This window comes from Bradyrhizobium sp. 187 (assembly GCF_023101005.1).
Taxonomy (GTDB): Bacteria; Pseudomonadota; Alphaproteobacteria; order Rhizobiales; family Xanthobacteraceae; genus Bradyrhizobium; species Bradyrhizobium canariense_D.
In genome coordinates this window covers 554,724-575,895 of the sequence record NZ_CP064693.1, presented here as the reverse complement: position 1 = coordinate 575,895, position 21,172 = coordinate 554,724, and the positions used below count along the sequence as shown (strand labels likewise).

General features: G+C 62.7%; 23 protein-coding genes and 1 pseudogene. 10 read left to right on the top strand and 14 right to left on the bottom strand.

The features are described 5' to 3' along the window. The first annotated feature begins 21 nt into the window (after positions 1 to 21). Positions 22 to 954 (top strand): 3'-5' exonuclease, encoded by a 933-nt coding sequence (locus IVB19_RS02790; RefSeq protein WP_247820999.1) that lies wholly within the window; start codon positions 22 to 24, stop codon positions 952 to 954. A 44-nt stretch (positions 955 to 998) separates the two neighbouring features. Here the strand turns inward: IVB19_RS02790 and IVB19_RS02785 are convergent, their stop codons facing one another. Beyond that, a complete protein-coding gene (locus IVB19_RS02785; protein ID WP_247820998.1) occupies positions 999 to 1,187 on the bottom strand; it encodes a DUF3606 domain-containing protein in 189 nt (62 codons plus the stop codon). 110 nt (positions 1,188 to 1,297) lie between these two features. Here IVB19_RS02785 and ligD (IVB19_RS02780) point away from each other — a divergent pair, with 110 nt between their 5' ends. The 4 genes from ligD (IVB19_RS02780) to ligD (IVB19_RS02765) all read left to right on the top strand — a co-directional run bounded on the left by ligD (IVB19_RS02780) (position 1,298) and on the right by ligD (IVB19_RS02765) (position 5,785). Next, positions 1,298 to 2,218, top strand: a complete 921-nt coding sequence (gene ligD / locus IVB19_RS02780; protein WP_247820997.1) for a non-homologous end-joining DNA ligase — start codon at positions 1,298 to 1,300, stop codon at positions 2,216 to 2,218. Between the two features lie 361 nt (positions 2,219 to 2,579). Further along, entirely contained in the window at positions 2,580 to 4,262 is a 1,683-nt protein-coding gene (locus tag IVB19_RS02775; RefSeq protein WP_247820996.1) for a DNA polymerase/3'-5' exonuclease PolX, read from the top strand. Continuing rightward, complete coding sequence (locus tag IVB19_RS02770) at positions 4,262 to 4,825, top strand: MOSC domain-containing protein (RefSeq protein ID WP_247820995.1); 564 nt, start codon at positions 4,262 to 4,264, stop codon at positions 4,823 to 4,825. Before IVB19_RS02775 ends, IVB19_RS02770 begins: the two co-directional genes overlap by 1 nt. Positions 4,826 to 4,837: 12 nt before the next feature. Continuing rightward, the gene (ligD, locus tag IVB19_RS02765) at positions 4,838 to 5,785 is read left to right on the top strand and encodes a non-homologous end-joining DNA ligase (protein ID WP_247820994.1); all 948 of its coding nucleotides are present in this window, start codon (positions 4,838 to 4,840) and stop codon (positions 5,783 to 5,785) included. Positions 5,786 to 5,816: 31 nt separating this feature from the next. Here the strand turns inward: ligD (IVB19_RS02765) and rnhB are convergent, their stop codons facing one another. Next, complete coding sequence (rnhB, locus tag IVB19_RS02760; protein ID WP_247820993.1) at positions 5,817 to 6,641, bottom strand: ribonuclease HII; 825 nt, start codon at positions 6,639 to 6,641, stop codon at positions 5,817 to 5,819. Positions 6,642 to 6,865: 224 nt separating this feature from the next. Between rnhB and IVB19_RS02755 the strand changes: the two genes are divergently transcribed. Next, entirely contained in the window at positions 6,866 to 7,969 is a 1,104-nt protein-coding gene (locus IVB19_RS02755) for a DNA topoisomerase IB (protein WP_247820992.1), read from the top strand. 368 nt (positions 7,970 to 8,337) lie between these two features. On the opposite strand, the gene IVB19_RS02750 is transcribed toward IVB19_RS02755, so the two are convergent. Both IVB19_RS02750 and IVB19_RS02745 read right to left on the bottom strand, forming a co-directional pair. Then, positions 8,338 to 8,754 (bottom strand): hypothetical protein, encoded by a 417-nt coding sequence (locus IVB19_RS02750; RefSeq protein ID WP_247820991.1) that lies wholly within the window; start codon positions 8,752 to 8,754, stop codon positions 8,338 to 8,340. A gap of 19 nt (positions 8,755 to 8,773) precedes the next feature. Continuing rightward, positions 8,774 to 8,974, bottom strand: coding sequence for a hypothetical protein (locus IVB19_RS02745; RefSeq protein ID WP_247820990.1), 201 nt, complete (start codon positions 8,972 to 8,974; stop codon positions 8,774 to 8,776). Positions 8,975 to 9,280: 306 nt separating this feature from the next. On the opposite strand from IVB19_RS02745, the gene IVB19_RS02740 reads away from it, so the two are divergent. Together IVB19_RS02740 and IVB19_RS02735 are read left to right on the top strand one after the other, a co-directional pair. Then, positions 9,281 to 10,012, top strand: coding sequence for a hypothetical protein (locus IVB19_RS02740; protein ID WP_247820989.1), 732 nt, complete (start codon positions 9,281 to 9,283; stop codon positions 10,010 to 10,012). Next, complete coding sequence (locus tag IVB19_RS02735; RefSeq protein ID WP_247820988.1) at positions 9,999 to 11,087, top strand: DUF4238 domain-containing protein; 1,089 nt, start codon at positions 9,999 to 10,001, stop codon at positions 11,085 to 11,087. The genes IVB19_RS02740 and IVB19_RS02735 overlap by 14 nt, the downstream gene beginning before the upstream one ends. A gap of 1,174 nt (positions 11,088 to 12,261) precedes the next feature. Here IVB19_RS02735 and IVB19_RS02730 read toward each other — a convergent pair. Further along, positions 12,262 to 12,816: a YybH family protein gene (locus tag IVB19_RS02730; RefSeq protein ID WP_247820987.1), complete on the bottom strand. Its 555-nt coding sequence runs from the start codon at positions 12,814 to 12,816 to the stop codon at positions 12,262 to 12,264. A gap of 76 nt (positions 12,817 to 12,892) precedes the next feature. Between IVB19_RS02730 and IVB19_RS02725 the strand changes: the two genes are divergently transcribed. Beyond that, positions 12,893 to 13,843: a LysR family transcriptional regulator gene (locus IVB19_RS02725; protein WP_085361133.1), complete on the top strand. Its 951-nt coding sequence runs from the start codon at positions 12,893 to 12,895 to the stop codon at positions 13,841 to 13,843. Between the two features lie 212 nt (positions 13,844 to 14,055). Here the strand turns inward: IVB19_RS02725 and IVB19_RS02720 are convergent, their stop codons facing one another. From IVB19_RS02720 to IVB19_RS02700, 5 genes and pseudogenes are all read right to left on the bottom strand, one after another. Further along, the gene (locus IVB19_RS02720; protein ID WP_247820986.1) at positions 14,056 to 14,385 is read right to left on the bottom strand and encodes a hypothetical protein; all 330 of its coding nucleotides are present in this window, start codon (positions 14,383 to 14,385) and stop codon (positions 14,056 to 14,058) included. 132 nt (positions 14,386 to 14,517) lie between these two features. Next, a pseudogene (locus tag IVB19_RS02715) lies at positions 14,518 to 14,993 on the bottom strand (cyclic nucleotide-binding domain-containing protein). A gap of 196 nt (positions 14,994 to 15,189) precedes the next feature. Then, positions 15,190 to 15,819, bottom strand: a complete 630-nt coding sequence (locus IVB19_RS02710) for a ferric reductase-like transmembrane domain-containing protein (RefSeq protein ID WP_247820985.1) — start codon at positions 15,817 to 15,819, stop codon at positions 15,190 to 15,192. Positions 15,820 to 15,830: 11 nt separating this feature from the next. Continuing rightward, on the bottom strand, positions 15,831 to 16,334 hold the full coding sequence (locus tag IVB19_RS02705; RefSeq protein WP_018453098.1) for a peptidase associated/transthyretin-like domain-containing protein: 504 nt from the start codon (positions 16,332 to 16,334) through the stop codon (positions 15,831 to 15,833). A 135-nt stretch (positions 16,335 to 16,469) separates the two neighbouring features. Further along, positions 16,470 to 16,892: an MgtC/SapB family protein gene (locus IVB19_RS02700; protein WP_018453097.1), complete on the bottom strand. Its 423-nt coding sequence runs from the start codon at positions 16,890 to 16,892 to the stop codon at positions 16,470 to 16,472. A gap of 232 nt (positions 16,893 to 17,124) precedes the next feature. On the opposite strand from IVB19_RS02700, the gene IVB19_RS02695 reads away from it, so the two are divergent. Further along, positions 17,125 to 18,120 (top strand): LLM class flavin-dependent oxidoreductase, encoded by a 996-nt coding sequence (locus IVB19_RS02695; protein WP_247821658.1) that lies wholly within the window; start codon positions 17,125 to 17,127, stop codon positions 18,118 to 18,120. 54 nt (positions 18,121 to 18,174) lie between these two features. Here the strand turns inward: IVB19_RS02695 and IVB19_RS02690 are convergent, their stop codons facing one another. From IVB19_RS02690 to IVB19_RS02675, 4 genes are read right to left on the bottom strand one after another with little or no spacing between them, the layout of a single operon-like run. Next, a complete protein-coding gene (locus IVB19_RS02690; RefSeq protein ID WP_085351535.1) occupies positions 18,175 to 19,050 on the bottom strand; it encodes an amidohydrolase family protein in 876 nt (291 codons plus the stop codon). A gap of 13 nt (positions 19,051 to 19,063) precedes the next feature. Then, positions 19,064 to 19,456, bottom strand: coding sequence for a RidA family protein (locus IVB19_RS02685; protein ID WP_018453094.1), 393 nt, complete (start codon positions 19,454 to 19,456; stop codon positions 19,064 to 19,066). 25 nt (positions 19,457 to 19,481) lie between these two features. Next, on the bottom strand, positions 19,482 to 20,285 hold the full coding sequence (hpaH, locus tag IVB19_RS02680) for a 2-oxo-hept-4-ene-1,7-dioate hydratase (RefSeq protein WP_247820984.1): 804 nt from the start codon (positions 20,283 to 20,285) through the stop codon (positions 19,482 to 19,484). Between the two features lie 3 nt (positions 20,286 to 20,288). Beyond that, positions 20,289 to 21,149: a fumarylacetoacetate hydrolase family protein gene (locus tag IVB19_RS02675; protein ID WP_247820983.1), complete on the bottom strand. Its 861-nt coding sequence runs from the start codon at positions 21,147 to 21,149 to the stop codon at positions 20,289 to 20,291. Positions 21,150 to 21,172: the final 23 nt, after the last annotated feature.

Sequence of the window (21,172 nt, the reverse complement as noted above, 5' to 3'; positions counted from 1 at the left end):
TTTGGCCGGTATTATGGACCAATGGACGCGCTGACCCAGCCGCTAAGAGACGAGCAACTTCTGGACCCAGCGGCCCTGGCCGCGATGGCCGAGGCGCTCGGGCGGTCGGGGGACTACCGCGTGCTGCGCCGCCTCGTCCCCCGGGGGACGTACACCCCGGCGACCGTCGGGCAAGAGGTCCGGACGGCCATCCTGCTGGACACCGAGACGACCGGCCTCGACCACGCCCGCGACGAGATCATCGAGCTCGGCATGGTCAAGTTCGACTACCTTCCGGACGGCCGCATCGTCGGCGTCCGCGACGTCTTCTCCGGCTTCAACGAGCCCAGCGGGCCAATCCCGGTCGAGGTGACGGCGCTGACCGGCATCACCGACGAGATGGTGGCGGGACATAGAATCGACGCGGGCACCGTGGAGGCCTTCGTCGACGGCGCGGTAATTGCCATCGCGCACAATGCGGGCTTCGATCGAAAGTTTGCCGAGCGGCACTGGCCGATCTTCGAGCGGATGGCCTGGGGCTGCAGCATGACCGAGGTCGACTGGCGAGCGCACGGCTTCGTTGGGAGCCAACTCGGATACCTGCTCAACGGGGCGGGCCTCTTCCACCGGGCGCACAGGGCCGTCGACGACTGCCATGCGCTGCTGGAGATCCTGGACTTCGTTCTGCCGGCGACCGGATCACCGGCGCTCGCGCTCCTGCTTGATACAGCACGCCGGAAGACGGTCCGGATCTGGGCGGAGCAATCGCCCTTCGAATTGAAGGACTCGCTGAAACGCCGCGGGTACCGCTGGAGTGACGGTACGGATGGGCGCCCCAAGTCATGGTACGTCGATGTCTGCGAGCCCGCCGTCGACGACGAACTCGCATTCCTGAAGGCGGAGATTTACCTGTGCGATGTCGAGCCGCGCCTCCAGACGCTTACCGCCTTCACCCGCTTCTCCTGCAGGATTTGAGCAGGCGCGGACCGCGATGCAGGGGCACGCAGGCGCAGTAGACGTCAGCGAGCCAGGCGCTTCTCGACCTTCTTGCGGCCATTGCCGACCTTCTTAACCGCCTTCTTGACGGCGGAGGCCGAGCGCCCGGTCTTCTTGGCTTCGTAGCCGACTTCGTACTTCTGCCCGCCGGCGACGCGGGCCCGGTCCTGATTGCGTCCTCGAGTGGTCTTCTTCTTCGCTGCCTTTGCCATGGTCGGCTCCATCGTTGAACGATGCGGAAGCAACGTCACAAGGATTCACTGGTTCCGGAACGATTCCCCATGTGCCACCTTGAATCACGTTTGTTGCGTGGAGTTCGTTAGTGGCGTTTGCGCGTAGGAAGCCGTCCGATATCGGCGTCAAGGCACCGTTCCCGGATTTCGTCGAGCCGGCTCTGGCATCCTCGATCGAGAGGGTGCCGTCCGGATCCCGATGGATTCACGAAATCAAGTTCGACGGCTATCGCGTCCAGGTCCATCTGCATAACGAGGCAGTCAAGGTCTTCACTCGGCGCGGTCACGACTGGACCAACCGATTTAAGAAAGTCGCTCACGACGCCTGGCACGTCAAGGCAAGCTCCGCGGTCGTCGACGCCGAAATCGTCGTGCCGGCCGCCGACGGCACCACCGACTTTTCCGTTCTGCAGAACGAGCTACGGGGGAGTTCGAAGCACATCGTCCTCGTCGCCTTCGACCTGCTCTACCTGAACGGCCGCGACCTGAGGAAGCTCCCGCTTCACCAGCGGAAGGCGGAGCTCAAGAAGATCATCGCCGGGACCGATGTCCAGTTCAGCGAAAGCTTCGAGATCGAGGGCCAAGACATGTTCGCGCACGCCTGCAAGGTCGGCCTCGAAGGCGTGGTCTCCAAGGTCCGCGACAGCAGATACGCGAGCGGGCGCGGCAACAACTGGGTGAAGAAGTCCTGCGCGCAGCGCGAGACGCTGACGATCGCAGGCTTCGCCCTAGATGGTACCAAGTGGGACGGGCTCTACGTCGGACGGCGCAAGGGCGACGACCTCGTCTACGCCGGCAAGGTCGACCACGGCTTCGACAAAGCCTCGACCGCGGAGCTCCTGAGACGGCTGGAGCCGCTCGTCCGGAAGACGCAGCCCTACGCCAAGCGGATCACCCACAAGGGCGTCTGGGTCGAGCCCATGCTGCTCGCGGAGATCGAGTACCGGGCCAAGTCGGCCGAGGGGAAAGTGCGGCATCCGGTCTTCAAAGGACTTCGGGAGGACCTTTGAGCGGGCGGGTAGGCGCTCGCCGGCAAGGGCGGACGCCAGAACCGAACTATAGGCGGAAGTAGACGTTATCGGCATCATGTCAGACGCTTTCGACTACTTCCGTGCGTACGCTGTTCGAGCTCTGTGCAAGGCCCGATCCATGCCGCACGGCAGGATGAAGCATCTGCAACTGCTGGCCGGGCGTATCTATAATCTCCTCAAGAAAGAGGCGGCTTACAATCCGAATACGCAGCACCTTGAGGACTTCAGGGCAGCCCAGAATCTTGAGAGATCAATCGACAATCGAGCGGATGATGGGCCGACCGGCCAAAGTCGCTATGATCCAGCGAGGCGGCAGGGCGCTGGACGGGAGGCTCGTTAAGTGACCTCCCTCGATGCCCGCACTGTCGCAAGTCTCCTGCGAGAATACGCACAGCGGACCGCGTTGCGTGGCGGCAACCCCTACCGGGCAAAAGCTTATTCTCGGGCCGCCGACAGCTTGGCAGCCCTTGTCGACCCGCTTGACGTCCTAATCGCAGAAGACCGGCTCATGGAAATCCCGGGCGTCGGCGAGGCGATCGCCGACATCATCACCAAGCTTCACAAGACGGGCACTCATCCGAGCCTTGAAAAGCTGCGGAAGGAGATCCCTGAGGGCGTGCTCCAGATGCTGTCGGTGCCCGGTCTTCGCCCGGAGAAAGTGCTGCGTCTCTACAAGGATCTCGGCATCGCCTCGCTCGCCGAGCTGGAGGCCGCGGCCAAGGACGACCGCATCAAGAAGGGCAAGGGACTTGGCGCCGCGCTGCAGACCAAGATCCTTCAGAACCTGGCCATCGTGAAAGGCGGAGAAGGCCGCCTTCACCTGCACCGTGCCGCCGCTCTGCTCGCGCACGCCAAGGATTCGCTTCGCAGGGCCCGGCCCGAACTCAAGCGCATCACAGTCGCAGGTGATTTCCGTCGCGGCTGCGAACTCCTCGGTGACCTCGCGATCGTTGCAGAAGCGCCCAAAGTCGCCAAAGGGGCGAAGTCGTCTGCGACGGATGGGTTGCAGATCCGCTTGTCCGACCGCAAGCACTTCGGCGCCACCCTTCTCTTCGCCACCGGCTCTGCCCCTCACGTTGCCCAGCTTCAGGCGCTGGCCATTGGGAAGGGAATGCGGTTGGAGGCCGACGGCTTGCACAAGGGCCGCACCCTGATCGCCGAGGATGAGGTCGCCATATTTCGCGCTCTCGGCTTGCCCTTCATCGATCCTGAATTGCGGGAGGGGCGTGGTGAGATCGACCTGGCTCTCAAGGGCAAGTTGCCGAAGCTTGTCACCGACAACGACCTGCGCGGAATCCTTCACTGCCACACCGACGCCTCCGACGGCACCGAGACCCTGGAGACTATGGCGAAGGCGACGCGCCAGCGAGGCTTCGAGTATTTCGGCGTGGCCGATCATTCCAAGTCTGCCCACTATGCCGGCGGTCTCTCCGTTGAGGAGATCGCGCAGCAGCACCGGGAAGCGGACCGCCTAAATAAGCGCTTCGGCAAGGACTTCCGGATCCTCAAAGGTATCGAGTCCGACATCTTGGCTGACGGCTCGCTCGACTATCCGGACGACGTGCTGGAGCGCTTCGATTTCGTAGTCGCCAGCATCCACGGCCGCTTCAAGCTGGACCGCAAGGCGCAGACGCAGCGACTGCTTCGGGCCACCTCCGATCCTCATACCACCATCATCGGTCATATGACCGGGCGGCAGCTGCAGCGGCGGCCCGGCTATGAGATCGACGTGGAGAAGGTGCTGCGGGCTTGCGCCAAGCACGACGTCGTCGTCGAGATCAATGCCCATCCATGGCGGCTCGATCTGGACTGGCGCTGGCACCAGGCTGCGCTCGAGTTCGGCTGCATGCTCAGCATCAATCCGGACGCGCACTCGATCCCCGAACTCGACCACATGCACTGGGGCGTCCAAATGGCCCGGAAGGGCGGCGTCCCTGCCGATCGGGTGCTGAACTCGATGAAGCTTCCCGAGATCACGCGCTACTTCCGCCAGAAGCGGCGCTCGCTCGCCCGCGCCGCCTGATGCCGCAGGCGCACGATTTATCGCTTGAGGGGAAGGTGGCGGCGGTCGCCGCCGACCCTGGACACCACTTCAGCAAACCGGTCCAGGATCGCATCGTTCTGATCGAGGACCACGGAGTCCAAGGCGACGCCCACGCCGGCCCTTTCGTCCGGCACCGCTATCTCGCCCGCCGCCGACCTCGCCTGCCCAATCTCCGGCAGGTCCACCTGATCCCGGCCGAGCTTTTTGCATTCCTCTCGGAAGCCGGCTTCGAGGTGTCAGCGGGGGATATGGGTGAGAATATCACAACGACTGGCCTGGACCTGGAGCGGATGCCGCTCGGCACCTTCATCGAGTTGGGCCCCTCGGCCATCGTCGAGCTGACCGGTCTCCGGACGCCCTGTCTCCTTATCGACCGCTTTCGGGCCGGCCTGAAGCGACAGGTGCTCTCGTCGGCGGAAACGGGCCCTCCGTTCAAATCCGGGGTGCTCGGCGTGGTACGGGCCGGCGGGACGGTCGCGGCTGATGATATCGCGCGGGTTCGCGTCCTGTCTTCCCCGTTTCGGCCTCTGCCGGCCTTATAGCGAGCCCCCGCCATGGCACGAAAATCGACCCTGCCTCGTCGCCTGCAGCCTATGCTGGCCACGCTGACCGATTCACCATTCGACGATCCAGATTGGGTCTTCGAGGACAAATTCGATGGTTTCCGCATGGTCGCGGAGGTTCGGAGTGGTCGGGTCGCGCTCTACAGCCGCAACGGGAAGATCATCAGCCACTCCTACGTCGAGGTCGCGAAAGCGCTAGAGGGCGTGAAGGCGGACGCCGTGATCGATGGCGAACTCGTCGCGATCGGCAAAGACGGCGTCTCCCATTTCCAATTGCTTCAGAACGCCCTGCGCCATGAAGCCAAGCTTCTGTACTGCGCGTTCGATCTCATGTTCGCGGACGGAGTAGACCTGCGCGCGCTGCCGCTCTTGGAGCGCAAGAAGCGGCTCAAGGCTATCCTGCCGCGCCACAAGCTGATCGCGTTCAGCAACCACCGCAAAGGCAATGGAACAAAGTTCTTTGCAGAAGCCGAGCAGAGGCATCTCGAAGGCATCATGGCCAAGCGCGCCGACAGTCCGTACGCGTCTGGACGCCGGACCGCGGATTGGCTGAAGGTGAAGACCGCGCAGCGCCAGGAGGTCGTGATCGCTGGCTTCACGGCGCCGAGGCGAACCCGGCCCTTCTTCGGCGCTCTCGCGCTGGCAGTGCGGGAAAATGGCGGGTGGCGGTACATCGGCCACGTCGGCACCGGCTTCAGCCACCAAGTTCTCGAAGAGCTTCACGGCAAGCTCCTGAAGCTCAAGACGGCCAAGTCGCCCTTTCCCGCCAAGGTGAAGGATGAGCAGGTCACGACTTGGGTCCGTCCTTCGTTGGTCGCAGAGGTGAAGTTCGCGGAGTGGACCAGCAAGGGAGAGCTGCGCCAGCCAGTCTATCTCGGCCTGCGGTCCGACAAAAAAGCCAAGGACGTCGTTCGCGAAAAGAGTTGGTCGCGAAAGTAGCGCCGCCGAGAAGAGAAGACGTCCGACCCGGTCAGCCGGCTTCGCGCTCGGACGCTGAAGGCCACGGCGGCAGGGGCGGCAACCCGAGAGCCTTGCGTACAGGTCCGAATGACCTCCGGTGAGCTGCGCACGCACCGAGCCTGGCGAGAGCTTCGTAGTGAGCCGGCACGGGGTAGCCCTTATGATCCGCGAAGCCGTAGCCGGGGTGACGAATGTCGAGAGTCCGCATGACCGTATCGCGCTCGACTTTCGCCAGGATCGACGCAGCAGCGATGCTGGCGGACTTGGCATCGCCCTTGATGATGGGCTGCTGAGGGATATCGATCTCCTTCAACCGCTTCGCATCGATCAGCAGGTGCTGCGGCGTCAATCCCAGTCCCCTGACCGCGCGCTGCATGGCCTGGATGCCCGCCCAATAGATGTTGATCTTGTCGATCTCCTCGACCTCCACAAACGCCACACACCAACTCTCTGCCTTTGCCTTGATTTCCTTCGCGAGTTCGTCGCGGGCCGCAGCGTCGAGTTTCTTCGAGTCGTCGATCCCGACTATCCGGGTACCCGGCTCCAGGATCACGGCGCCAGCGGAGACTGGCCCGGCGAGCGGGCTCATTCCGGCTTCGTCCACGCCTGCCACGGCATGAACGCCGCTCTCCCACAGAGAGGTTTCAAAACTGAGCATCTTGCGGAGGCGCTGCCCTTCGGACCTGTTTTCGAAGCGCCGCTTATCGATCGAAGCCAGGATGGCGCGTGCCCCCGCGCGGGTGTCGGCCCGCAAGATCTGCTCGACGCTCGTCTCGAGCGGTCTTTTCTCGACGAGATAGCGCTGACGTAGCACATCGAGTGAATACTGGGACATGGCGGCCTTAGTGAACTCTGACTCTGGGATCGTGTCGGTGAACTTTGTGGCGATTGTCTGAAGTTAAGCTACGCCAACCAACGACTCGCAGCGCCTTTCGAAAAGGAACCAGCCCGGCTTCACCTGAGATGGATCCACCGATCTCGGAACGGAACTAACTGGTGTCCTCATCCCTTTAGGAGGAGTGGGGCCTCGATCGCAGGGTGCTTCCGAGGAACAGGCCCATGCTCCGAGAGACTCGCAACGAAGAACAGGTTCTGGACCGCACCGCCGAGGTCGCAGCCACCATCGCGGAAGAAGGCCTTCGCTATGTCAGCGACTCCGCGCCGGGTTACACCCGCAAGCGCACGGGGACTACCTTCAGCTACTACGATAAGGATGGAAAGCGCATCACCGATGCCGCAGTCATCCGGCGCATCAAGTCGATCGGCATCCCGCCGGCGTACGAATCCGTGTGGATCTGCCCCTCGGCCAATGGCCACATCCAGGCGACCGGGATCGATGCGCGAGGCCGCAAGCAGTACCGCTACCACCTAAAATGGCGCGAGCTGCGCGACCAGAACAAATACGAACACATCATCCAGTTCGCGGCCGCGCTGCCAGCGCTGCGCGACCGTGTCGCGGCCGACATGAAGCTGGACGGGCTACCTCGCGAGAAGGTACTGGCCACGATCGTCAGTCTCTTGGAGAAGACGTTGATCCGGGTCGGCAACGCCGAGTATGCCGAGAAGAATAAATCCTACGGGCTCACTACCATGCGCCGGAAGCACGTCGCGGTCGGCCGCGGCGTCCTTAGGTTCGACTTCACGGGCAAGTCGGGCAAGCAGTGGAAGCTTCGCGTCGAGGACAAACGGATAGCCGGGATCGTGAAGCGCTGCGCGGAGATCCCGGGACATGAGCTCTTCAAGTACCTGGACGACGACGGGCAGCCGCGTACCGTCGATTCCGGCGACGTCAATGCCTACATCAAGGACATCACGGGCGAGGACTTCAGCGCTAAGGATTTCCGCACTTGGGCAGGGACAGTTCTGGCGGCGTTGGCGCTGACCGAGTTCAAGAAGTACGACAGCCAGGCCGAGGCGAAGCGCAACGTCGTCGCCGCGATCGAGAGCGTCTCGAAGCAGCTCGGCAACACGCCGGCAATCTGCCGCAAGTGCTACGTGCACCCGGAAGTCCTGAACGCCTACATGTCTGGTGATCTCGTCAAGATGATCGAAGCCAAGATCGCGCAGAAGTTCAAGCGCCAGTATGCCAAGCTCACTTCCGACGAGATCATAGTTCTGGCATTTCTGCGCAAGCGTCTCGATTCTCTGAAGGCCCCCGCCTAGTCGCGATCAGTTCTTAGACGGCGCTCTCCGCGATCGGTTGCAAGCCGGCCTTGACGGCACGATCTCTCGTCGGCGGAAACGGCCCCCATTCAAGTCGGCGTGCTGGGCTATGTCCCGGCGCGGACGGTCGCGGCTGGCCCCAACACTCGGGTTCGGCTCCCGTCCAATTCGATCTCTTGCCGGCTCGGTAGACTGCCCCGTGCATAACTCGGCGGCCCGATGGCCGAATCGAAGCGCGTCGGTAGGTCGGAGCGGCATGGCCGCAAACAAGGTAACGGCGGTACGCTGGGGCTGGGGAGGCAACCGACGGTCCGGGACTATCAAGCCGCCCAGCTCCGCTGGCGGCTTTCTTTTGGCTCGCTCCTCCCTCAGGAGGCGTTCGCCCTCGCTCGTTCACGGGCCTCACGGCGACGCTCCCAGCGCTCGCGGCGCCGCTTGGCACGATCCGGGGGCTGCCGCAGCGGAGGAATACTCTCCGGCAGGGACGGACTGGAACTCTCCGACGCGGTCACATGAGCCGTCTCTGACGCCGCCGGTCGGGCCTCCATGACCTCGAGCACGGCCCGCCCTTTGGATGTGATCTTCCATCCTCCGCTTAGGCGTTCGACCAGTCCTTGTGACCAGATGTCGAGGTCGGGCACCCTGGCCGCGAGCCGCCTGGTCCGGTCCGCCCAGTCGCGGCCGCTGGTCGCCAAGATAGCCATGTCACGCTTGAGGTCCTCCATCACAGCAAACCCGTCCGGATACGCCGCCAGGATTTTCAGGACAGTCACCTGGAAGTTCATGTCCGCCCCCCGGCCACCACTAGCGCCTCATGGTGGGTGCGTGTGACAGGGCCTTGCGGCCGACCTGCCTGAGGTCCTCGGGAGAGAGCGCGCCCTTGGTGGCGGCCTCTAGGATCTTCGATGCCACGTGCGTACGCGCCCCGATCTCGCGGCGCGGAAGACCCTCGCATACTTCGTCGAAGACCGCGCGCAAACGCGCGGTGGTTGCCGTATCGAACATAAGGTGCCCCAACAAGGGAAAAGCGCATAGTAGCCTGCATTTGCCAGCTTGTGATTCAGGCCTGTTAAGCTCTACGCAAATGCGCCCGAACCGAAGGAGCGCAAATTTGAGGGATGCCCGGTCACTTGCAAGTCTCTGGAGGCCTGGGGAAGGGCAGGTCCGGCACCTGCCCTTCCCCGCGGGCTGCGAGAAGAGCTGAGACTGAGTCGCGCGGTGACCTGGTCGTCGAATCCTTGGCGTGCAGGTTCTGGTCGGCGGCTATCCCCGGTTCTAGGATGTCGAGCGCACGAACCAGAGGGGCCGCGCATGAACTCCGACCGCCAGTATGCTGTGGCGTCACTGCTCTTCGACTACGTGAAAAGCCCGTCCCTGCGGCATCTGCGCGATCCCCACAGCGTGCATAAGCTTGCGCGGGAAATCGTGAACGCGATCGATCGGGCCAGCTCAATCTGGAGCAAATGGGAAGGAGAACGGGTGGAGCTGGCGAAGGCTGCCGCTCCCTGTTGGATTCCGATCGAAGACCTGCGCGGTACTCTCAACAATTTGCCCGGCCCGCCGCTCACCAAGACGGACGTAGAACAGCGTCTGCGCGCGATCTGGGAGGAGCCCTACACGAGCTATCCCAACGAAGACCTCAAGGAGGGCTGCCTGGCGCTGTATCACTCGGAAAAGGCGCAGGGTACGGAGATGCGGGCCATCATCGGCATGCTGCAGGAGCATCTGGAGCGGGAGGACGAGAGGCTCTGCAGGGAGCGGGAGGAACGATATCGCAAGCTGAAGGAAGACGAGCGGGCGAAGCTCCAGCAGTGCTTCCTCTCCGGTGCCGATTGCGGATGGACCCCGATCGGTAGCGCGACTTCGTTTTATTGCCGTCGCAATGGCCGAACCTTCCGGATCGTGCAGGGCAAGGATAAACGCTGGTCGCTGTTTCGCGTGGAGACCATCGAAGACGAGGGTGAATTGCTGGGCCTCTATCAGGGACGAGGCGACGCGAACAAAGCCCTGAAAACGATCGCGTACGCAAATGAGCGGCGTTGACGCCAGGCCGGTGGTCCCGCCGACGCGGCCCCGCGCCGTGGCGTGCGGCTTCTGCAGCCATCCGTACATCCAACCCTGCACAGCGGAGACGGAGGCCGCCTGTCCGAACATGATCTGGCTGCGCGGCGCGGCCCAGCAGTCCACCCGACACCATTACATTCCCCAGTTCTATCTGAGGCGTTGGGCTGGAGAGGACGATAAAGTCTGCGAGTTCAGCCGCCCCTACAAAAACAAGATCTACCGCCAGCGCGTCTATCCGATCCAGACCGGCTTCAAGGACCGGCTCTACGAAACGCCGGGCGTACCCAGATCTATCGCGCAGCAGGTCGAGGACAAGTTCATGAGCCCGGTCGACAATTTCGCCGCGAAAGCTCTGGACATCATCGAAGCCGACGTTGGGAAGACCCAGAACGACGCGGAGCGGCGGTCCGCCTGGTCGCTCTTCCTGATGTCGCTCATGACGCGGATGCCCGAGGACCTGGTCGCCCTCACGCAGGTAGTGGAAGACGACTGGAAACGCATTCTTCCGCACCTGAGGGAGAGATATTCCGCCAACCGCAAGTCGGACGATCCCGAGACGATCGAGGAGTTCATCGAGAAGAAGGACCCCGACTACATCGGTCGATGGGTTATGGACGATCTGCGCGATCTGACGGATCACGAGGGAATTGGGCAGGCACTCACCGCGATGCGCTGGTCTGTCGTCGTCACACTGGACGATGCCCCGCCGTTCCTCACGTCCGACAGGCCGCTCTACATGTCGAAGACGTTCAGCGAGCCCGGATGCTACCTTACCCTCCCGATAGGTCCCCACCGGCTGTTCGTCGCGGCCAACACGGAAGAAGTCGAGAGGATGTTCAAGGATCGGCCGCCCAAGGATTTGGCGCAAGAAGTCAACTCCCAAGTCGCCAAACAGGCCGTCAAATACGTCTACGGGCTCGACCATTCGGAGTTGGAATTCGTCGACAAGCTGATATCGAGCGATCGTCCGCCGAGGCTCATGGAAAGGTTGCTCGACCGGCGAAGGCAGGGACGGGCGCACGCTTCGAAGGGCCCGCGAGTTGCCTCGAAATAGTCTGGGATTGACGGCCCGCGAGGCGGGAATGAGTGGTACACGGCGGTGGTCACAAAATCCGACCTGGCTTTTTGGGAATCCTTGGGTTTCTGCGGAATTTCGCGCTCTCGCGGCATAGGGGAAGAGAGTCGCACTATCTCCGCCAGAGCAACCTTTGGTACTGCGACAGAAAGACAACATCAAACAGACCGGTCAATTCCTCCGTCGTGACCTTGCCTGGAATGTGCTAAACGTTAGCGCGGGGCGCCCCCCAGGAGCGCCACACAAAAATAGATCGCCGGGCCGAAAACTTCAACAAAATCAATACCTGGCAGGATTGTTGCAACAGTTCAATCCTGTCTGGCAGCACCATTCCCTCGCTCAAATCACACATGAAACAGCCTTCTCGCGGCATGAGATGCCCGAGTTTTGCTTCTACCTTGACTCTCCTCTGTGAAGAGGGCGCAGGGAAGACCGGGTGCCGGCTGGCACCCGCGGTCCGCTGCGCGAAAATGTAGCGCAAAAAGACCGCACAGCAGCATACAGGTGACGCCGAACACTCGGCCTTCCCTGCGCAGTGGGTTGACGGCTTATGCCGCGCTCTCCCCGGCGACGAGTTCCTTTTTGTCACCGTCGCCTTGCGAATTGACGATGCATTGAGACCCGGTTGAGCCTCGATCCATCTCCGCAAGGCTTGACCGTAGCAACGACGGCCAGGACCACACGATTTTGCCGTACGCAGCGATCCGGCTTCGCCAAGAGGCTTCGCCGGACAGGCGCCGTTCGTCCGCACGCAACAGGACCTCACGAGGTTCATCTCGCCCTGGTTCCGCCTCCGCGTGCCCGACACTGCCGCGTCCACCGCCCCCCGATCCACGTACGTTACGACGGACGATCGCCCCTCTCCCTGGACCGGGATGGCGGATTGATACTGCGATTCCGAATTTCGGTAAAGTGGAATATTTTTGTGGAGGAGGGTTGACGAGATTTTGCAGGAGAGAGGTGTTTTGCCCGACGGGTCAGATTTGCCTGCCTAGCGCGCGCCTAAGCACGTATATCGCCCCACCTATGGAAGGGGATACAAGCCGACATCGAGCAGACTTCCGCTATGGGGCCAAAAGGGGAAGTGGACCTGCATGTAATGCAGTCTTCGGCGCAATCGATCCTTCTTCTGATAAGATGCCAGTTGCCGCGGTCATTCATCCTTACGTCCACCGCGAGCAATCGTGGCCGCTTCCTGCAACGTAACGGCATGAACCAGCGGGTCTGCGTGGCGATGGACTAACTGCCATTCAGAACCGTCCTTGCGATAGATTTCCGTAACTCGGAGCGACCAGTCTTGTTTTGGTAAGCTCCCGACTTCGGCATATTGCCGCTCGACCATGACGAGAACGACCAGCTTGTCCGATGCATAGGTTTGCACGACCTCCAAGGTCGTCTCACCGTTCTTGAAAAACTGAGATAGCTTCGCCAAACGTTCAGCACTTGCGTCGAACCCGTGGCTAGTTGGGCCGCCGAATGGTTGCATTAACGTGAAGTCACTGGCGATGCGAACAAGGGCCAGCCAACGATCCATGTCCCCGCGCATGAAGGCCGCGTTTTTCGCAGCGGCGCGCTCGATAAGGTGAGCGACGTCGTCACTGGCAGCCACACTAGCGCAAAATCGAGGGGTCAACGATGCCGCAGCGACTGTCGTGATCGCGGACCGCCGTGACAGCGTTCCTGGCCAGTTTGCATGGTGTTTGGTCATTTCAGCTCCTGTGGCTAACGTTGCGCAATCCATGGAGCTTTCAGGGACATGAATCCAGTGATATAACCTCAGCAATATGCTGAACCACATTTCCTTGTCAAAAGTCGATCTTAACTTGCTGCTGGTCTTCCACACTGTGCTGGAGGAGAGCCACGTGGCGCGAGCGGCTAGCCGCTTGAACATCACCCCTTCTGCCGTAAGTCATTCACTTGGGCGGCTACGGCATCTATTTAATGACCCCCTGTTCTTACGGACGCCGAAGGGTGTTGTGCCAACGGAGCGTGCGCTGGAACTCGGCGAGCCAGTAGGAGATATCCTTTCTCGCGTAGGGCGCGTATTTGCTTCAGCTACGCCCTTCGACGCGACTACAAGTAGCCGCCGTTTTTCCATTGGCGCTCCTGATGCGATCATGGACACGGTGATGGGACCATTTGCGGGGCGGCTCAGGAGAAAGGCACCCCGTGCCGACCTGAGCTTGATCCATCTGATGCCAGGGCGGCATGCAAGCGCTGTGGAGCACCCTTGGCGGTCAAGCCTGGAGAAGCTGGAGAAGCGCGAAATCGACTTGGCCATCCTGCCCCTGGGCACAGTGCCAACCCGCTTCCAGGCAAGAAAGCTTTACGATGAGTGTTTCGTGGTCGCGATGCGCAAGGGAAACGGATTCGCCCGCGCACCAACGATTGCTGCATTCTGCAGAGCACAGCATCTTCTTGTGTCGCTCGACGGCGATCCGCGAGGTTTTGTCGACCAACTCCTGGAGAAGCGCGGCCTCCAGCGCCGCATTGTCCTGACCGTGCCCACCTTTATGATGGCACTCACGCAAATTTCAAACTCGGACTTGATAGCAACATTGCCGCGCCGTCTCGTCGAGAGATACGCGGCTCGTTTCGCGCTGCAATTGGTTGAGCTTCCTTTGAAGCGGAAGTCCGATGCAATCATGGCCATTACGACCAAGGCAGCAATGATGGATGCGGGCATTGCGTGGTTGACGGAAGAAATCGCCGCTGAGGTTGGCTCCCTCAGCTGAGGATGTCTCTTATATTCCTTAAAGCACATTTTAGGCCTGTGGGGCCTTAGCGAACCTCAACTTCCCCGCGACCGCCGCTTCGGGGTCACTTGCGGGCATCGCCCGAGCGAGAGCTCCAGTCAGTTTTGGCCAGGAATTGCATAGCATTGCTCGGTGACGAAGCATGATGGGTTTCGCAAGTGCTCTACCCATCCTACGCGAGCTGACTGGATCTACCGCCGACCACGGCGCCACGAGGCCCCGATCAGCCAGAACACGAACCGGACAAACAGGATCGCGGCCGTGATCTGGATCCAAAGGAAACCACCGAGTTCGCGCAAGACAATTTCGGCCTGAGCGCCCCAATAACCAGGAAGCGCATCGCCGACAGCTTCAATAGCGTGCGTGCCTGTTCGCAGGGCCCATCGGACCCACTCAGGCTTGTAAAAGAGCGTCGCGCCGAGCAGAATCCAAGTCGGAAAAGCAGTGCTGACTCTGAAGGAGTGCACCTTGGCGTGGTGCTTGAACGCCGCGAACCGTCCATTATCTCCGGCTTGAGCCATGTTAGTTTCCTATTCGAAGCCTACGGTGCCGGGGAGTTCGTAGGATGGGTACAGCGAAACGAAAATCCATGGAAGATTTGCGCGGTGACGAGACATGATGGGTTTCGCTTCGCTCTACCCATGCTACGCATGTCAACTCTCGTCACCCACCTGATGCCCCGCTAACCGATCGTCTGAACGGCGCAGCCGTCGGCATAGCTCGCGATTGATGTTTTGCAGGACGATCACATAGGTGTGGATATCGGCCTTGTAGCAAGCGTAGGGCTTCTGGGCGGTCAGCTCGTAAAGCACGGTCGGACTCTCCGCGACCACCTGGCGGATCGATTTTGCATTTCAATCAGCGTCATCTCACCGAAGAAATCGCCGGGCTCCAGAACGGAAATCGGGATGACGTTGCCCGCATTCGCCCGCTTGCTCACCGCCAGCCGGCCGGATTTGACGATGAACAGCGAGCGTCCGGGCTCGCCCTCCGTCACGACGGTTGCTCCGGTATCAAATCGGCACTCAACCAGCATCGACATCAGGAGGTCGAGACTTTGATCCGGGATACCGCCGAAGAACGGTGTGGCGAGCAGGAATGCTCTCAGGTCGGGGACACTGACGGCCATCGCGCGAGGATAATCTTGACCGCCTTCCCGGGCAAGCGGAGCCGATACCAGCGGTAACGACGCCGAACGTGTTGGAACAAGGGGGGTCAGCGAAAGTTTCGGATCTCGTAGGCTGGGCGAAGCGAAGCGTGCCCACCAACCACCATTGATAGATAGATGGTGGGCACGGCGCTACGCGCCTTTGCCCACCCTACGCTTACGGCCGCGCAATGCTGCTATCGCGCAACGTCCGCCTTCTCCAGAGATCAACCATCACCTTGACGGTCGCCGCCAGCACAGCTGCGCAAAGCGCAGCCTTCGAGATCGTCTCCATCGTCCCCTCGATCAGCAGGCAATGGGCGACGCTGCCTGCGACGATGACGATCGCGAGGGGAATATGGACGATGCGCCACGTGCGCAACCGCAATCCCAGCCGCCGGCGCAGCAGAGCCAGGAGCGCAACAATGAAGATGGCCCACATGGCGGTCACGCCGAAGGGGGAGAACGGTGTCGGTGACGTATAAGTCAGGGCGTCGATCATGTCGGGCGGGCTGGTGATCCAGAGGCCGGCGACGTGGATCACCACCGCCAGAGCAAGCGCGCCGCCGATCCAGCGGTGGGCGCGCCGGCCGCGATAGGCCGACAAGCCCGGCAGGTATCCGCCGATCAGCAGGGGCTGAACGAGCACGAGACCGAGCGCGATGATCCCGGCGAAGCCGGCGAGGATGTAGACCGGGCCGCGCCATGTGAGCTGTTCGCTTCCCGCAGCGAGCGCGATCGGCACGCCGATGGCCAAGGCAAGGGCGATCCAGATCAGGGGCGCCCGGGCCGATCTCCGCCCCTTCATCTCCAATGCGATCAGGCCGGCTGCAGGACGAAGTGCGCCTCGAGGCTGGTTTCCTTTGCGCTCCGCATTATCGGCCGCAGGAAGACGGTTTTGAATTCACCGCTGTCATAGGCGAGGTGGCCATGCGGCTGGCCGAAGATGGGAATGATCTGCGGCATTTCGAGCCGGAACTTGCCGTCCTTGTCGGTGAGCGTGGCGCCATGACTCTGCGGCTCGTGCTCCTGGCCTTCGACCGTGTGCGCCCAGATCTGGATGCGCTGCCCGGCCAAGGGAGTCCCGTCGCCGGCGCGGCGCACGGTGCCGCTCATCCAGAAGCCACCCTTTCCGATCCGCTCCACGATCGCCGCGCCCTTGCGGTAGTTGTTCGCCCCGCCCGACATCGTCTCGGTCGGTGCGAGGCCGTCCGCGCGGGCAGGCAACAGCAGGCCGGGGACGCCGGTCGCCAAGAGCCCGGTTGCGAGGATCGAGCCGCCCGCGGCGAGGAGGCTCCGGCGATTGAGTACGACCGTGGTCATGTCGGTTCCTCCTGGCGAGCGTCCAATGGCTCAGTGAGTGTACAAGAAAACGCGCCAGACGCACAGTTGGGCCGGGGTACGCAGCGGGTCGCGATGACGTTGTTGTGAACGGGGTGCAGGCCGCTCGCACATGCATCAGTGATCGTCTTCTTCCTTGACCAGCGTCAACAAGCGAAGCGTCAGGAACGTGAATACGGCGACCGTCACCGCGACATCAAAAGCGCCGAGCCCGACGGAGACGCCGATGGCGCCGGTCGCCCAGAGGCTCGCGGCCGTCGCGGTCCCCTGCACCGAATTCCCCTGCTTGAGAATTGCGCCACCGCCGATGAAGCCGATGCCGGTGATGAGGCCCTCGATCACCTTCGCCATTCCGTCAGGCGAATGCACGAGCAGGCTTTCGCTGGCCTGCACGAAGCCGCAGCTTGCCATTGCGACCAGTGGAAAGGTGCGCAAGCCCGCGCTTCGCGCCCGCTTCTCGCGGTCCCAGCCAATGGGAACGGCGAGTGCGAAGGCCGCAGCCAGCGCAACGACATGAACACCAATGTTGAATCTGTCCAAAGAAAGCCCCCGAAATGAAAATCGTCGCCGTTGATCAAACCGGCCGGCAACGCGGCAATGCGGCCCGCGGTTTCCATACAGGCGAATTTGCCGCATGCAGCGCAGCGATGGCCTCGTCTCCGCGCGATGGAGCCGCCGGCGCAGCACCATGATCGTTTCGGCTGGTATTCCTGCGACCGGCTCCTACATGTCGAGTCCACGTTACCACCGCACGCTCCATCCGGACCCTTCCATGATCCCCTTCTCCGTGCTCGACCTCGCGCCCATCCGCCAAGGCGGCGATGCGTCACAAGCGTTCCGCAATTCGCTCGATCTCGCGCAGTATGCGGAGGGCTGGGGCTACAAGCGGTTCTGGCTGGCCGAGCATCACAACATGACGGGGATCGCGAGCGCGGCGACGTCGGTGGTGATCGGGCATATCGCGGGCGGGACGAAGACGATCCGGGTCGGGTCCGGCGGGATCATGCTGCCGAACCATTCGCCGCTCGTCATCGCCGAGCAGTTCGGCACGCTGGCTTCGCTCTATCCCGGGCGGATCGATCTCGGGCTCGGGCGGGCACCGGGCACCGACCAGTTCACCGCACGCGCGCTGCGCCGCGATCTCGCCACCAGCTCAGAGAATTTTCCACAGGACGTGCTGGAGTTGCAGGCGCTGCTCGGCGACGTGCAGCCGAACCAGGCCATCCGGGCCGTGCCGGGCATGGGGACGAAGGTGCCGCTGTGGATCCTGGGATCCAGCACCTTTGGCGCGCAGCTCGCAGGGATGCTCGGCCTGCCGTTCGCGTTCGCTTCACACTTCGCACCGCAAATGATGATGCCGGCGCTGCGGGAGTATCGGGCGCGGTTCGAACCCTCGACGCAGCTCGCCAAGCCCTATGCGATGATCGGCGTCAACGTGTTCGCCGCCGACAGCGACGCGGACGCGCGGCGCATGTTCTCCTCGCTGCAGCAGCAGTTCATCAATCTGCGCCGCGGCACGCCCGGACCGCTGCCGCCGCCGGTCGACGACATGGACGCGCTGTGGTCGCCAGCCGAGAAGGCGATGGTCGGCCAGTCGCTGTCGTGCTCGGCGGTCGGCTCGCCTGACATGGTCGAAGCGAAGCTGAAGGCGCTGATCGCCGAGACCGGCGCGGACGAATTGATGACCACGGGCCAGATCTACGACCATGCCGCGCGGCTGCGCTCGTTCGAGATCGCGGCCGGGGTAAGGGATCGGTTGGCGGGGTGAGCGGGTTCGATTGTTGCGACGGTGAAGCTGCGCTCGTGGCAGGCCGTGAGCGCCCTAATCCGGAAAGCCGAACAGCTTGGCCGGATTGTGCACCAGGATCTTCTCCAGCGTCGACTGGTCGGGCGCGTAGCGGTACATCAACTCCAGCAGATCGGCGTCGTTGGGCGGCTGCTTGACCGAGACCGGGTGCGGCCAGTCGCTCGCCCAGACGCAGCGGTCGACTGCTGCCTCGATATAGGCACGCGCGATCGGGATGACGTCGTCGTAGGGCGGCCCGAGCTTCGAGGTCTTCTCGCCGAGCGACAGCATCACCCAGAAATTGCCCTTGCCGAGCAGCTCCAGCATCTTGCGCAGGTTCGGATCGTTCCTGCCGGCTTCAGGATCGGGCCGCGCCATGTGGTCGATCAGCACGGGCACGTCGAGATTCTCGTATTTGGCGACGCTGGAGACGATGCCGTCCTTCTCGGGCTGGATCTTGACGTACCAGCCGAGCTCGCGGATGCGCGCAATCGCGCGGGCAAAATCGGCATCCGACAGCACAGCGCCGAGCTCCTGGCGGAAGCTGAAGCGCGCGCCGCGGACCCCAGCATCATGCAGCTTGGCGAGATACGAATCGTTCGCCTCGGCGAACACCAGCGCGTTGGCGCAGCCGCGATAGTTCGGGCCCATCGCGGCGAGACCGTCGAGCACGACGGCATGGTCGGCGCCATACGTCGTGGTCTGCACGATGATGCCGCGCTCGATGCCGAGCGTCTTGTGCACGCGCAGCGCCGCCTCCCAGGTCGCGGTCGGCATCCGATAGGCAGCACCGGGACGCTCCGGATATTTGTCGAGGGGGCCGAGCACGTGAAACTGGCTGTCGACGGATTTGGGCGGCGGCGCCTTGACCGGGCGGCGCGGGTTCGGGTCGAACGGAAGATAGGTCGGCATGCGCAAAACTCCCTCAGTCGATTACGGCGGTGAAGTCGCACTGCACCAGCGCGCCGCCGTCCATGTTGTCCATCGGCAGCGCGTGGCGCGCCGGGCGCGAATGCTCGTCCGGAAACATCTTGAGCCACTCGACATTCACAGGCCCGCGCTGCGTACGGTCCTTCAGCCACACCGTCATCTTGATGATGTCGTCGGTGGTGCCGCCGGCGGCCTCTACCGTCGCCTTCATATGCGCGAACATGTTGGCACATTGCGCCTCCAGGCTCTCGGGCATCGCACCAGTCGCATCGCGGCCGAGAATGACGCCCGACATCACGAGATTGCCGATGCGGCAGGCGTTCGGAATCGGGTTGGCATGCTTGAAGCCGCCGATATGGATGCTCTTGCGCCGCGTGTGACCGGTCATGATGCGCTCCCTTTCATGTGTTGATTCAGACGAACTGGCACGACATCGAGCCGAACGCGCCATAATCGGCATGAAACGTGTCGCCGCGGCGAATGTCGACCGGACGCGTGAACGATCCCGCCAGCACCACCTCGCCGGCGGCCAGATGCTCGTCATGCGGCGCGAGGCGGTTGGCGAGCCAGGCAATGCCGTTGGCGGGATGGTTGAGCACGCCGGCGGCAAGCCCGGTTTCCTCGACCTCGCCGTTGCGGAACAACAGCGCGCCTATCCAGCGCATGTCCGCGTCCATCGGACGGAAAGGCCGGCCGCCAAGCACCAGCGCGGCGTTCGCCGCGTTGTCCGAGATCGTGTCCATGACCTTTCGCGCCTTGCCCGTTTCGGGATCGACGCGGTGCATGCGCGTCTCCAGGATCTCCAGCGCCGGGGTGACGTAGTCGGTGGCGTTGAGCACGTCGAAGATGGTGCAATCGGGCCCGCGCAGCGGCGCCTTCAGCACGAAGGCGAGCTCGACCTCGATTCGCGGCGCCTGGAAGCGGTCGAACGGAATCGGCGTGGCGTCGGCATAGAACATGTCGGCGAACAGCACGCCGTAATCGGGTTCGGAAATGCCGACCGCGTTCTGCATCGCTTTCGAGGTCAGGCCGATCTTGTGGCCCTTGATGACCCGGCCGCGTCCGAGCTGGAGTCTGGTCCAGGCGCGCTGAACGGCATAGGCATCCTCGATGCTGAAATCGGGATGGTCTTTCGAAAACATCGTGATCAGCGTCTTGGTGCGTTCGGCTTCGTCGAGCCGCGTGGCAAGACGTTCGATCGTGGCAGTATCCAGCATGACCTATTGCTCCGCCGCGACGGTGTTGCGCAGCACGCCGATGCGGCTGGATTCGACCTCGACGACGTCACCGACTTTGAGCCAGCGCGGCGGGTCGAAGCGGGCGCCGGCGCCGGTCGGCGTGCCCGTCACGATCATGTCGCCGGGCTTGAGGGTTGCGAAGGTCGAGAGATAGGAGATCAGGAAATCGAACGGGAACATCAGCCGCTCGATGGTGTCCTGCTGCCGCACCTCGCCGTTGACGCGCGTGACGATGTCATGAGGCCCGCGCGGATCGAGCTCGTCCGCGGTGACGATCCACGGACCGATGCTGCCGGAGCGGTCGAAATTCTTGCCCTGCGTGACGTTGAACTTGCCGTGGCGGAGCCAGTCGCGGATCGTGCCCTCGTTGCACAGCGTCATGCCGAAGATGTGCGCCCAGGCCTTTTCGCGCGAAATGTGGCGGCCGCCCTGGCCGATCACGATGACGAGCTCGCCTTCATAGTCGAGCTGCTCGGAGACGTGAGGCTTCTCCAGCGGCTGGCCTGAGCCCGTCATCGAGGACATGCTGCGCACGAACAGACTGGGATATTTGGGCAGGTCAGAGCTGTCCTTATACTCCGCATTGCGCTCGGCGTAATTGACTCCGATGCACCAGAGCTTTTCCGGCGCCAGCACCGGCGGAAGCAGCACGAGCTCTTCCAGCGCGTAGTCCGGCTTTTGTCCGGCGACGGCTTCCTGCGCGTCGGCCAGCGCGTTGGCTGCGATCAGCGCCCTGACGTCGGAGAAGTCGCGGCCGATCCGCCGGGTCAGATCGACGACACCGCCTTCCATGACGGCACCGTAGCGCGGCTCTCCGTCCACGAGATAGCTTAGGAGTCGCATGGTCGTTCTCCAATGGTCTTGGG